The organism is Solimicrobium silvestre, from assembly GCF_002976435.1.
GTDB lineage: Bacteria > Pseudomonadota > Gammaproteobacteria > Burkholderiales > Burkholderiaceae_D > Solimicrobium > Solimicrobium silvestre.
Genome location: NZ_PUGF01000001.1, coordinates 407,703 through 421,171, shown reverse-complemented (window position 1 = coordinate 421,171; position 13,469 = coordinate 407,703). Strand labels below are relative to the sequence as shown.

The following is a 13,469-nucleotide window of genomic DNA, read 5'->3' as shown; positions in this document are numbered from 1 at the left end:
AAAATCCGGTCAGAGATTCAAATCCCGGATTTTCAGACAGTGTCAGACTCAGAACTTATGGCGAATTCCGAGCATGAAGGCGGTGGACGTGATCCCATCTGAGACCGCTCCCTTGCCCCCGGCCGTGACTGGCACGCCATATTCAGGTGCCATATTCATGTTGCTGCCGACGTTATTAACACTTGCGGCATCGGCGTAAAACTTGGTCCTCGCGGATAAGGCATAGTCGGCACCGATAACAAACATCGCGGCGTGGTTGCCTGAATTTGCCTGGTCCTTCAAATCGTAATAACCGGAGGTCAGCTTCAGCGCTGTCGTTACTTTGTAGCCGAGACCCACGCTGTACATGTCCAAATTACCCGATGTTTGCGCTCCACCTAATAGAGCTGGATTCATCCCAGCGCCGGTATCGGACGGGTTGCTGCCTTTGAAATAACCCGCGGCAACCGAGACTGCGCCGTTGGTATACATTCCACCCACTTGCACGAGCCGGTTAGTGTTGGTGCCATCCGGAGTGGCGGCGGCCTTTATACCGTCGTCGTTGCCGTTGTAAATCAGACCGTCGAACTTCCAGTTTTCACTGGTATAGGTCAGCGTTGCGGCTGACTGACGCAAAGCCGCTGAATTGCCGGCCACGCCGCCCATTGTCACTTCGATGGATGCGGCAAATCCGTTCAAAACCGGACTGGAATAGACGATAGCATTGTCGTTGTATAACGCGCCAAGCGAGGCGTTTGAACTTGCACCGGAGAAGCTGCCAGTGGCACTGTTCAACCCCACCACAGCGGTTAAACCGCTGCCAAAAAATGTGCCGCCCCGTACATCGGTACTGGCGAATGCATCGAAGATTGGTGAAATTACCCGACCGGCTTTCAGCGCTCCGAAATTGCCAGAAATGCCGACATTGGCCTGCTGATTGAATAGCGAAGTGCTACCCGAACTGTTTGGGCCACCCGCCGTGCCGTTTGCGGCGTTCAAATTACCTTGCAATACAAAATTGGCTTTGAGTCCGCCTCCCAGATCTTCACCACCTTTGATGCCCCAGTAACTGAGGGTCACGCCACCGTCCTTCATTTCGGTTAAATGGCCTTTATCGCTTGGATTGGGCAGATAGCCTAGCGCCGGATTGGATGTATTCGATTCGGACAATATGCCCAGGTCGAGCACACCGAACAATTCGACCGAGCTTTGCGCCGCCGCCGTCATGCTGATTGCTGACAGGCTGGCAAGCGCCATCCATTTCAAATACTTCTTACTCTGCTGTGTTTTTTTGCTTTGTCTCATTTTGTTCCCCTGTTGATTATTTTCATTGGCAGGGAGCAAGCACCTGTGTACCTGTCATCCCTGCGCTTTTATCTTCGGGGAAAGTAGATCAGTATGTCCAATGCATATTAATTTGCATTTTAATGAGTCAAAGTTATGGAGGGCAGCGAAGCTTGGTTAGAGCGGCAACATTGCTCCAGCTGGTGGCGTTGGCATTGGGCGTGTGGGTAAATTGGTGATGGCGAAGCTTTAGGCGCTGTCGGACATTAACTGGCGGATGGTCGCAAAGATCTGTTTGTCGTGCTGGTGCAACAGTTCGATAAAGCGGGCTTCGCTGCTGGTCAGGTCGCGGCGTCCGCGATAGGCCAGTGCTAAACGAAAATCGATACCGATGTCAAAAGGTGGAAGCGAGTGAAGCCGCCCTGAGCGCAGTTCCTGTTCAATGGCAAATATTGGAAACATAGCTACGGCGTCGGAATGTAATATAACGTCGAGCAGGATACGCCACGAATCACACTCAATGGTCGCCAGATCGCGGGCTTGCTCTGCCAGATCCGGCACAGTTTTCAACAAATTGTGTTTAAAATTTTCGGCCAATGCTGGGGGCATTTTAGGGGCCGCCAAAGGGAACGACAACATCTCGCGCAACCCGACTTTTTTCCTTGATTGCAGCGGATGTCCGTCGCGGCAAACCATCGCCATAGGATGCGGTGACAAGGTTTCGATCTCGAACTGATCGCGATCCGTCAGCAAGGATTTCTCCATCACAATGATGTCGAGGTCGCCATTCAGTACTCTTTCCGGCATCTCATGGTACGGCGCCACGGTTACCCGCACTTTGATATTCGGATGGTGCTGGTTCAATAGTCCGATTGCGGGCCCAATCAGGCCGGCTGCGGCAAACATCCCGACGCCGATACGCAACTCGCCCATCTCCAGCCCTTGGATCATGCTGATATGGCGCTGCAATTCACGCTCTGCCTTATTCAGCCGACAGGCATGCTCTAACAACAACTCACCGACTTCAGTCAGCACCAGCCCGCCGCGCTGACGGTTAATTACTTTGGCGCCGACGCTGCGCTCCAACGCCTGGATGCTGCGGGTCAGTGCGGGTTGAGTTAAATGAATCGCTTCGCTTGCGCGTCCGAATCCACCATTTTCAATCACGGCTTGCAGATGGGTTAGCTGGCGTGGGTCAAGTTTCATGAGTTTGAATTATGGAATGTAGGCATAAGATGCATTAGACAGCATGCCATCAGATCCTGCAATATATTAAATCCAGGCAACTTCTATCCGGTCGATTGCATATAAAGCATGAGCCGGAATCGAACTTAATTAAAAAATAAAACAATCAGGAGACTTAATAATATGGGCGATCAGGAATTTGATTACGTTATTGTCGGCGCCGGATCGGCCGGGTGCGTAATCGCGTCACGACTGACAGAAAATCCGGATATCACGGTCTGTCTGCTCGAAGCTGGTGGTTCTGATTCCAGCGTGCTGATTCACGCTCCGGCTGGGGTTGTTGCCATGGTTCCAACCAAAATCAATAATTACGCTTATGAAACCGTGCCGCAACCAGGCATGAATGGCAGAAAAGGGTACCAGCCACGCGGCAAAACACTAGGCGGGTCTAGCTCGATTAACGCCATGCTGTACGTTAGGGGCAATCGCTGGGATTATGACCATTGGGCTGAATTGGGTAACCCGGATTGGGGTTATGACGATGTGCTGCCTTATTTTAAACGTGCTGAGAACAATGAGCAGTTCGATGATGCATTTCATGGGCAAGGTGGTCCGCTTAACGTGACCTATCCGCGCTATGAAAGCGACGTGTCCGCGATGTTTCTGCGCGCTGCCCAGGAAAGCGGCGTGGTACTGAATCCGGATTACAACGGCGCCTCGCAGGAAGGCGCTTTTCTGTATCAGGTGACTCATAAAAACGGGGAACGCTGCAGTGCTGCAAAGGGGTATCTGACACCGAATCTGCAGCGCCCGAATTTGAAAATTATTACCAATGCGGTTAGTGCCAAAATTGACGTTATTGGACGCCGTGCAACCGGTGTGCAGTTTTATCAGGGTAATGAACTGAAAGCAGTCAAGGCGCGTCGCGAAGTTATTGTGAGCGCCGGTTCTTTCGGTACACCGCAGTTGCTGCAGTTGTCGGGCATAGGTAACGCCGAACAATTGAGCGCAATGGGAATCACACCCGTCGTCAATCTGCCAGGTGTCGGACAAAATCTGCAAGATCATATCGATTATGTGCAAAGCTGGATTGCCCCAAGCAATAGTGCAACATTCGGTGCATCGCTGCGCGGTATTAAAAATGTCGCGAGCGCAATTGGCCAGTGGCGCCGGGAGCGACGCGGCATGATTACCAGTACTTTTGCATCAGCCGGTGCATTTTTGAAATCGTCGCCGGAAATTGCGCTGCCTGATTTGCAATTGGTCTTTGTGCTGGCTCTGGTCGATGACCATGCGCGCAAGCCGCATTTAAGTCATGGAATTTCCTGTCATGTCGATGTGTTGCGTCCCTACAGCCGGGGTAGCGTTAACTTGCGTAGTACCGATCCGCGCATGGCGCCATTGATTGACCCTTGCTTTTTAAGTGACGAACGTGATCTGCAGTTGTTGGTCAGGGGTGGACAGATTCAGCAACGCATTATGGAATCTGCTCATCTGGCACCGGTGCGTCAGAAGATGTTGTATCCGGTCGATGTTGCCGACCTTAAGGAGATAGAGAAGGATGTCCGCAATCGCGCAGACACTCAATACCATCCGGTGGGCACTTGCAAGATGGGACCGATAAACGATCCGATGGCTGTGGTGGATGCGCAGCTGCGCGTGCACGGCATGGAATGTCTGCGCGTAGTCGACGCGTCGATTATGCCCACCATTGTGGGTGGCAATACTAACGCACCGACCATCATGATCGGCGAAAAAGCCGCCGCCATGATAGCCGCCAGCCGATCAACCAAAACCTATTAAAGATAATATGAAATCAATTTCAGTTTCAGTTTCGATTGCCGCAATAGTGGTGGCGGGGGCAGTCGCCACGTCGATGTACTTTACCAAACACACTGAGCGATTGGTTAGCACGGCTGACGCCACAGTGAGCACGGTGCAATATAACGCAGGATTTGCAAAGGATCTGAAGCTGGATGATCCGGTCGATTTTGAAGCGGCAAGTCGAGGTCTGATTGCTCGCCCAACCGGCAAGATTCTCAGTGCAAACGGCACTGTTCTGCATGATTTTGATGCCTATAAATTTATCGACGGCCCCGCACCCTCAACCGTCAATCCGAGCCTGTGGCGTCATGCCAGGCTGAATGCCGAAATGGGCCTGTTCAAGGTTACGGACGGCATATATCAGGTGCGTGGATTCGATATCGCTAACATGACGATTATCGAAGGCAAAAGTGGTTGGATTATTGTCGACACGCTGACCGCGCGTGAAAGCGCTGCTGCCGCACTGGCATTTGCGCGTCAGAAGCTTGGCGACAAACCAGTCAGTGCAATCATCTTTAGCCACAGCCATATTGATCATTTCGGCGGCGTGTTGGGCGTGATCAGCGCCGACGAAGTCAGGCAGCGTAATATTCCAGTGATTGCGCCAAAGGGATTTATGGAGGAAGCAACCAGCGAAAATGTATTGGTTGGTACGGCGATGGGACGTCGTTCAGCGTACCAGTTTGGCCGGAATTTACCGCCGAATGCCAAGGGACTGGTGGATACCGGCCTTGGGAAAGATGTGGTTTACGGTACGTTCGGAATTATGCAGCCGACCAAATTGATATCGCAATCGTCAGAAGAGCTGACAGTCGATGGCGTGCGCTTTGTGTTTCACAATGTGCCTGGAGCCGAAGCTCCGGCCGAACTGACGTTTTCGATTCCTGAGTACAAAGCCTACTGTGGAGCCGAACTCGTCAATCAAACCATGCACAACCTTCTGCCGATACGCGGTGCAAAAGTGCGTGATGCGTTGGGCTGGTCTGACTACATGGATCAGGCTATCGATCAAGTGAGCGGAATAGAAGTCATGTTCAGCCAACATACCTGGCCGGTATGGGGTAACGCGCAAATCGTCAACATGCTCAAACTGCATCGTGACACTTACAAGTATATGCATGACCAGACAGTTCGCCTGATCAACTCCGGTTACACACCGCTTGAAATCGCCGATATGATCAAGCTGCCGCAATCACTGGCCAGCCAGTTCGGCGTTCGCGGTTATTACGGTGATCTGCGACACAACGTCAAGGCAATCTACCAGTTTTACCTTGGTGCCTATGACGGTAATCCTGCCGAGCTGAATCCGTTAGCACCGGCCGAATCTTCCAAACATTATCTTGAATTGATGGGCGGCGCCGACAAGGTGCTCGCGGCCGCAAAATCTGCCTATGATAAGGGTGAATACCGTTGGACCGCCGAGCTGTTGAACCACGCAGTACTGGCCGACCCTGGCAACAAGTCTGTCAGTGAGCTTCTGGCAAAAACCTATGAACAAATGGGTTACCAGGCCGAATCCGCGACCTGGCGCAATAGTTATCTGACCGCAGCCGGGGAGCTGAGAAACGGGCCGCCGAAAAAAGGCGTGAACCGCGCTGACTTCGTAGAGTTGTTGATGCAAACGCCAACTGAGCGATTTCTGGAGGCGATGGCAGCAGCACTGAATGGCCCCGATGCCGAAGGCAAAAATTACAAACTTAATCTGGTGTTAACGGATGCTAAAGAATCGTATGTTCTGTGGATAGAAAATGCAGTGTTACATTATCGGAAAGCACCAACTGCAAATGACGCTAATGCGACATTAACGCTGACCAAGCCGTTGTTCGTAAAAATGATGGTTGGTACCTTGGGCATTAAAGACGTCATTATGAGCGACGACCTGAAAGTTGATGGTAGTAAGATTGAGCTGATTCGCTTCCTTGCGCTAATTGAAAAACAACCCGGCACATTTGGAATCGTCATCCGGTAGCCGAATTAACTGTTCCGATCAACAGCCATCCAAATGCACCTGAAATGGATTTGGATTGGCTGTTAAATATATCTATCGAAGCGTTGCGTTGGGCGTTGGGAAGATAAATAAATTTATAACAAGTGGCCAACTCGATGGGATCGGTACAGTTTTTCCCTGTTACGTTAACGTTTCGCTCTTAATAAGGAAGCCTCATCGTCGATAATATGCGCGGCTTCTTTAAGCAATACATCCTTGTCGGCGCTATCCTTTTTATCGGCATCTTTGTCGTTGGTGAAATTACGTTCGGTTGCCAGCAAGCCGTCATCCTGACGTGTTGATGCGTCGGTTCCAGCGGCATCCTTTTCGCTTGAATTGCCACTTTTGGTTTTTGCCAGCTCATTTTTCCGTAGTTTTACCTTGGCCTTTTGCGCTTCACGTTCTTTACGGCGTTCATCTTCATTGAGCGAGATGAGATTCTTTTTGCGTTGCGTTTTAAACTCGGTAATGTCTTCCTGCAGATCCTGGAAGGCTTTGTCTTTGCTGACCCGCGCATTGTGATCCGCAATTAGTGTCGGCACGATATGTACTAAATCGCTCGATGACTTGTAGTCGGTAGCAGGTATTTTTCCCCATGGCAGGGCATTGTCGAAGCTGGATTCGCCAAAATTTTCCGCATCAGTGAACATCGGCAAAATGATATCCGGCGTCACGCCGCGCAACTGGATGGCATCGCCATTAATCCGGAACCATTTGGTGACAGTCATCTTGAGTTCGCCAAAATCAGGCTTGTCGTTCTTCACGAGTCGATCCAGATTCACCACGGCCTGCGTCGATCCTTTTCCAAAACTTGTTTCACCGATTACGATTCCACGACCGTAATCCTGGATCGCCGCTGCGAAAATTTCAGAGGCAGATGCCGACGCACGATTGATCAGCACACCAAACGGCCCTTTCCATACTGGCGTTCCTGCGGCGCTGATCTTGTCTACTTTTACGCGATCTTTTGAATCAAGCTGTTGCATGACCGGACCTTTTTCTACAAATAGCCCTGTCAACTCAATGGCTTCCTCAACTGAGCCGCCACCGTTATTGCGTAAGTCCAGCAGCACGCCGTCTACCTGCTCTTTTTTGAATTCCTCAAGGATGAGCGACACATCTCTGGCGGCACTTTTGAAATCATTATCGCCATTTTTTTGTGCAAAAAAATCCCGATAAAATCCTGGCAGGGAGATTACGCCGATGTGACGTGTTGTTGCGCCGTCTTGCACGTCGATGATCGATTTCTTTGCGGACTGATTTTCCAACGTAATTTTTTTCCGGATCAGAGTAACGAGCTGATGCGTGCCGTCAGGGCCTGCTTCGGCCGGTAGCACGTCAAGGCGCACCACTGAATCTTCCGCTCCCCGTATCAGGGCCACCGCATCGAAAATACTCATGCCCATGACGTCGCTGGTTGGACCTTTTTCGCCTTGCCCGACAGCCAGAATACGGTCTCCAGCTTTCAACTTACCGGATAGTTCGGCCGGGCTACCTGGTACCAGATGCCTGATCGTGATGTATTCATCCTTGTATTGAAGTTCGGCACCGATACCGGTCAGCGACAGCTTCATCGAAATGTCAAAACTCTCCGCAGCGCGCACTCCGAAATAATTGGTGTGCGGGTCATTAGCCGTTGCATACGCGTCCATAAAAATCTGAAATACGTCGTCGCCCTTGATCCTTAAAATACTCTTCAGCGAATTGTCATAGCGCTTGTCCAGAATATCGACGATGCCTTTGTCGTCCTTACCGGCGAGTTTGAGGCGCAGCCAATCATTTTTTGCGCGCTTGCGCCACAGGTCATTCATTTCTTCTTTAGATTTTGGCCATGTCGCGTACTTCCGGTCGGGCTGAAGGCTTTCCTTTTCCTTAAAGTTAAATCCATGTGCCAGCAAGGAGCGGGAATAATTGAGATGTTCCGCAATGCGTTGTTGGCGGAGATTGAAAATGGCGAAAGGAATACTCAGATCTTCGTTGAGCAGGGCAAGGCCAAATTGGGGCCGCGCATTCGCAAATTGATCAATGTCGGATTGTAAAAATATTAGCTTTTCTCCGTCCAGCTCTTTTATATAGTTATCGAAAATGGCTGAAGATAATTTTTCGTCAAATGGCAAATGTTCGTAATTTTCTTGAGCAAGAACTCTGGCGGCAAAATGCGCTGCTCTGGCTTGTTGCGGTAATGGGCTAAGTGCACCATTTTCTTGCGTCGCATTGAGCGTCGTTGAAAATAACGCGAGCAATATCCACAGTATTTTGTTTTTCATTTCGATTCCGGCAAATTTTTTAAATTGAGAAATGGACGCTCATATTCACGACTCGTAGCGGGCCTGTGCGTATTTAATCATTCCAAACAGGGTTGGCAAGAGCAGCATATTAGAACAAAACGCGTCAATGTTGCCAAGATATATCGGTATTTGGGCTGCGCTATATCTATCATTGATCTGTCATTGCCAGATTTGACAGGAAGTTGACGAGGGGCAATACGAACGGATGGCTTGCAAATTCTATAGTGTTTATTTCCCTATCCATTTGATTAAATAATTGCATTTTTTAATCAAAATAACGCTAAATGTATTGCTTTTGGGTTGCACAAAACACCGCGTTTCAAACCAGCAGCGTGAAGTCTCAAATTCAATGGCTTTATCTGTAATTTCTGTTGCGTAGTTGAGCCTTAATTCCAATATTCTCGAACAGCAATAAGATATAATTCGGTCGCATTATTGTGATGTAAGCCATATTATTAGTTGCTTTATTAATATTTTATTGACATGTTGGGCCTTCGCTTCAATTTAAGCCAGAAATTATGCAGACCAATAAGGTTCAATTTTCAGTAGCAGCTCATGCCGCATGGGCTCCGAATTTAGTCACAAATCAGGAGTGGAATGACTGGGCTGAAGCGCCTTTTGTTATTCAAGCTGGTGCTGAGCCAAGTGTCTTGAAAATGCCTTCCATGTTGCGTAGACGCGCTGGTTTTTTAGGCAAAATGGCGCTGGAAGTGGCTTATCAATGTCTGGATGGCCGCACTAGTGACCAACATACTATCCCAACAGTTTTTTGCTCGCGCCATGGTGATGTATCACGCGCGATGGAGCTGTTAGCAAACGTCGTACAAAACGAGCCGCTTTCACCTACCAGCTTCGGCTTGGCGGTGCATAATGCTAGTGCTGGTTTATTTTCTATTGCACGCAGTGATCAAGCTAATCATATTGCCTTAGCGGCCGGACAGTGCACGATTGAACATGGGGTAATTGAAGCGTGCAGTTTGCTGGCGGACGGCGCTCCCTCAGTATTGTTGGTGGTATTTGACAATTGTTTGCCTTCGCTCTTGTCGCAATTTGAAGATTGCGAAGAGCAACCTCATGCTTGGGCTTGGCTGATGGTGCCAGCAGTGTCTGCAGTGTCAGCAGAGCGCAATGTGATTCAATTAAGTTGGAAAGCTGTTGAGCCGAATCTACCTGAGCAAAATGCGATGCCAGCCAGTTTAGAAGTATTGAAATTTTATCTGCGCGGCGACCCGGTGTTTGAGCGCACTGCCGAAAGGCGACTTTGGAGCTGGAGTCGAAGTGCTTGAGCGCGCCTTCTATGGTTGGCGTTTGTTGGCAACAGGATTTTGCTTTGCGGTTTTTGGAATTGGCGGCCTATTTTTACGTGTTTTGGTTTGTCCTTTGTTGAATCTGTTGGTATGGAACCGAGCTTACCGGACCGCACTCGCAAGAACAATGATACGCGTGGCTTTTCGATTTTTTGTCGGTTTGATGCAGGGTCTAGGTGTGCTGCGTTATGAAATTATTGGGCGTCAGCGATTGGATCGCTCTGGTTTATTAATTTTAGCAAATCATCCCACTTTAATTGACACCGTATTTTTAATGGCTTTTGTTAAACGTGCCGATTGCATAGTAAAAGCCGATTTACAAACGAATCTATTCACCCGCGGGGCAGTCATCGCAGCGGGCTATATTTTTAATAATCATGGCAGTGAACTCGTCAATGATTGTATTAACTCGCTAGAGTGCGGCAGTAATTTAATCGTATTTCCGGAAGGGACGCGCACTCCTTCGGACGGTCAGATTTGCTTAAAAAGAGGCGCGGCTAATATTGCCGTTCGCGCAAAATGTAATGTAACGCCAGTAGTAATTACTTGTTATCCGAAGACATTGAGTAAAGGCGAAAAATGGTGGCAAATACCGCTACGCCCAGCCACTTTTCGGATTGAAGTGAAAGATGATATTGAGATTGACCAATTTACAAACAATGCCGTGAGTGACGTCATGTCGGCACGGCACCTGACAACCTATTTACAGACCTATTTTGCTGAGGAAATCCAACGTCATGCTTGAACTAGAAGTTAAAAATTTAATTATTGAAGTGCTGCAACTTGAAGACATCAGTGCAGCCGATATCGATTCCGATGCACCTCTTTTTGTTGAAGGTTTAGGACTTGATTCCATCGATGCATTGGAATTAGGTGTGGCACTGCAAAAGCGCTACGGAATTACGCTATCAGCAGACTCAGAAGATACACGCCGCCATTTTGCATCGGTACGCGCTTTAACTGAGCTGATAGAACACGCTAGAAAAAAATAAAGAAGGAATGATCATGATAATGATTAGTGAAATGAGCAAAGATGAGTTGTATGTGTGGGTAGTTGATCTGCTTGCGCAAATGTTCGAGTTAGATAAATCGAGCTTAACGCCGCAGTCCAATTTATATGCGGATCTTGATATTGACAGCATTGACGCAGTTGATCTGGCTGTCAAATTGAAACAGTTGACGGGTAAGCGTTTAGCGCCTGAAGTGTTTAAAGAAATTCGCACTATTGAGGATGTGGTTAATTCACTCTCAGAACTTACTCCGGAGCAGTTAGCATAAATCGTTTACTAACCGTATTAACGGTACTCATTACTCTCTGTTACCCGCTGGCGATTTGGTTAGGCCACGGGAAAATAGAACCACGCTGGCTGGCAGGGTTGTTATTGCTGGCTGCTGCAACGCGTCTATCCTCTTTTAAAATTAGTAAATTGGCGCGCTATTCGGTTGCTGTTGTGATCTTGTTAGCGGGTATAGCGGTTTGGTGGAATGCGCTGTTGCCATTAAAGCTTTATCCGGTTCTGGTTAATGCGGTTTTGTTGGCAACGTTTTCTTATAGTTTGGTTTTTCCACCTTCGATGGTTGAGTTCTTCGCCCGTATGAGCGAGCCCGATTTGCCGTTAGTTGCGGTTGCTTATACGCGCCGTGTTACGCAAATTTGGTGTGTGTTTTTTATCGTGAATGGTGCCATTGCGCTGGTTACGGCGATTTGGGCATCGGAAGCAATTTGGTCGCTTTATACAGGTGTAATTTCTTATGGTTTGATGGGAGTGCTGTTTGGTGGCGAGTTTTTATATCGACTACGTTTTAAGCGTTTGAACCATGTCTGATTCGATGCTTAATTTACTTCAGCGCATGGCAGCAAATACATCCACTTCAACAATTGGCTGGCGAAATGGGGCGGTTGTTAGCAGTGATGACTTTATAGCACGGGTAGCAAGCTGGCAGACGTTATTAAGCCCCTTATCCGGTCAAAATTTTGCACTGTATTTAGAGGACAGTATTGAGTTTGCTGCGGCTTTGCTTGGTGCCTGGCATGCAGGAAAAACTATTTGGCTCACCGCCGACACACTTGCATCGAGTAACAATGCACTGAAGCTATCCGTGGATGGATTTTTAGGTGAGTTCCCAGCGGATTGCGCGCCGCTTTTACTTAACGCTATGCCTAGCACTACTCCAGACTCTACTGCAGAGACAGCGCTTGACTATGCTGCGCTTGATGCGCAATTTGTCGGCTTGGTAGTCCATACATCAGGCACAACGGGAGCCGCACAGGCCATCCCTAAAAAACTGTCGCAGCTAGCGATTGAAGTCGCCACTCTTGAGCAATTGTTTGATGCCAGACTGGCAGACGCCGAGATAATCTCAACCGTTACGCATCAACATATTTACGGCTTACTCTTTAAAGTATTGTGGCCGCTAGTCAGTGGACGCGCAATTCATGCGCGCACTGTGATGTTCCCTGAAGAGTTGGCACAGCTGATGTCGACGCGCTCATGTGCGTTGATTTCAAGTCCCGCGCACCTGAAGCGTTTACCTATGCATTTGTCTTGGTCCGGTGCCAATAGTCATTTGCATGCGGTGTTTTCTTCCGGTGGCGCATTACCAGCCGATGTTGCACAGTCATCTGCCGCTCTGCTTGGGAAAATGCCGATTGAAATTTATGGCAGTTCAGAAACTGGCGGTATCGCGTGGCGTCAACGGCGGACTGAACAAGATGATGTACAAGATAACTCATGGCAGATGTTGCCTAATGTTGAATGGCGTACTTCGAGTGATGAGTGCTTGTTAGAAGTGCGCTCTCCGCACTTATTAAGCGATGCGTGGCATACGCTTGCTGATCGTGCTCAAGCGCATAAAAATGGTGGATTTATTCTTCAAGGGCGCGCTGACCGGATAGTTAAAATCGAAGAAAAACGTATCTCATTGGATGCGATCGAGCAGAAGTTGGCCACGTCGCCACTGGTTGCAGAAGTAAAAGTAATCGTGTTGAGTGAACAGTTGAATTCGAACCAACGTCAGCACCTTGCGGCGGTAGTCGTTATTTCTGAGCTGGGAAAAAATCTGCTGCTAAGCGCAGGGAAGCTGGCCGTTAACCGTCAGTTAAAAGATCTTCTGGTCGGGATTGTTGAGCCCGTTGCAATACCGCGAAAATGGCGTTATGTGGATAGTTTCCCCATTAATTTGCAAGGAAAAACACCACATGCCATGTTGCAGGCCTTGTTTGAGAATGAGGCTAAAGCCCCTGAGCAGGCGGTGCTTACGCCGCATTATAAAATACGCCATAGCGATGTAAATAGTGTTGAGTTTGATGTTATCTGGCCGCCAAACCTGCTGTATTTTTCAGGTCACTTTCCTGAAGCGCCGGTATTGCCAGGAGTAGTTCAGGTTGACTGGGCCATCAAAATTGGGCGACAAACTTTTGATTTACCTACGCAGTTTCGCGCCATTCATGCGCTTAAATTTCAGCACGTAATCTTGCCGGATAGCCCAGTTAATCTGAAGCTCGATTTCGACCAGCAAAAGGGCTGTTTAAGTTTTTCATATTTCACATCGACCTGGCAACATTCCAGCGGTCGAATTTTATTTGCTGATGCAATTCACGATGACACTCAATAA

The 13,469-nt window shown here is 48.8% G+C and carries 11 protein-coding genes; 8 read left to right on the top strand and 3 right to left on the bottom strand.

The features are described from left to right. Positions 1 to 48 precede the first annotated feature (48 nt). Both S2091_RS01805 and S2091_RS01800 read right to left on the bottom strand, forming a co-directional pair. A complete protein-coding gene (locus S2091_RS01805) occupies positions 49 to 1,284 on the bottom strand; it encodes a porin (protein WP_105530050.1) in 1,236 nt (411 codons plus the stop codon). Between the two features lie 228 nt (positions 1,285 to 1,512). Continuing rightward, positions 1,513 to 2,469, bottom strand: a complete 957-nt coding sequence (locus S2091_RS01800) for a LysR family transcriptional regulator (protein ID WP_105530049.1) — start codon at positions 2,467 to 2,469, stop codon at positions 1,513 to 1,515. Positions 2,470 to 2,631: 162 nt separating this feature from the next. On the opposite strand from S2091_RS01800, the gene S2091_RS01795 reads away from it, so the two are divergent. Next, positions 2,632 to 4,251: a GMC family oxidoreductase gene (locus tag S2091_RS01795; RefSeq protein ID WP_105530048.1), complete on the top strand. Its 1,620-nt coding sequence runs from the start codon at positions 2,632 to 2,634 to the stop codon at positions 4,249 to 4,251. A 7-nt stretch (positions 4,252 to 4,258) separates the two neighbouring features. After that, complete coding sequence (locus S2091_RS01790; RefSeq protein ID WP_207769582.1) at positions 4,259 to 6,241, top strand: alkyl/aryl-sulfatase; 1,983 nt, start codon at positions 4,259 to 4,261, stop codon at positions 6,239 to 6,241. Positions 6,242 to 6,405: 164 nt separating this feature from the next. On the opposite strand, the gene S2091_RS01785 is transcribed toward S2091_RS01790, so the two are convergent. Continuing rightward, entirely contained in the window at positions 6,406 to 8,526 is a 2,121-nt protein-coding gene (locus S2091_RS01785) for a carboxy terminal-processing peptidase (RefSeq protein WP_105530047.1), read from the bottom strand. A 539-nt stretch (positions 8,527 to 9,065) separates the two neighbouring features. On the opposite strand from S2091_RS01785, the gene S2091_RS01780 reads away from it, so the two are divergent. The 6 genes from S2091_RS01780 to S2091_RS01755 all read left to right on the top strand — a co-directional run bounded on the left by S2091_RS01780 (position 9,066) and on the right by S2091_RS01755 (position 13,469). Further along, on the top strand, positions 9,066 to 9,833 hold the full coding sequence (locus S2091_RS01780; protein WP_105530046.1) for a beta-ketoacyl synthase chain length factor: 768 nt from the start codon (positions 9,066 to 9,068) through the stop codon (positions 9,831 to 9,833). Continuing rightward, on the top strand, positions 9,793 to 10,599 hold the full coding sequence (locus tag S2091_RS01775; RefSeq protein WP_243405291.1) for a lysophospholipid acyltransferase family protein: 807 nt from the start codon (positions 9,793 to 9,795) through the stop codon (positions 10,597 to 10,599). The genes S2091_RS01780 and S2091_RS01775 overlap by 41 nt, the downstream gene beginning before the upstream one ends. Then, positions 10,592 to 10,846 carry a phosphopantetheine-binding protein gene (locus S2091_RS01770; protein WP_105530044.1) on the top strand — a complete coding sequence of 85 codons (255 nt, stop codon included), beginning with the start codon at positions 10,592 to 10,594 and terminating at the stop codon, positions 10,844 to 10,846. The genes S2091_RS01775 and S2091_RS01770 overlap by 8 nt, the downstream gene beginning before the upstream one ends. A 13-nt stretch (positions 10,847 to 10,859) precedes the next feature. After that, positions 10,860 to 11,132, top strand: a complete 273-nt coding sequence (locus tag S2091_RS01765; protein ID WP_243405276.1) for an acyl carrier protein — start codon at positions 10,860 to 10,862, stop codon at positions 11,130 to 11,132. A 104-nt stretch (positions 11,133 to 11,236) separates the two neighbouring features. After that, entirely contained in the window at positions 11,237 to 11,680 is a 444-nt protein-coding gene (locus S2091_RS01760) for a COG4648 family protein (protein ID WP_341476981.1), read from the top strand. After that, the gene (locus S2091_RS01755; protein WP_105530042.1) at positions 11,673 to 13,469 is read left to right on the top strand and encodes an ApeI family dehydratase; all 1,797 of its coding nucleotides are present in this window, start codon (positions 11,673 to 11,675) and stop codon (positions 13,467 to 13,469) included. The genes S2091_RS01760 and S2091_RS01755 overlap by 8 nt, the downstream gene beginning before the upstream one ends.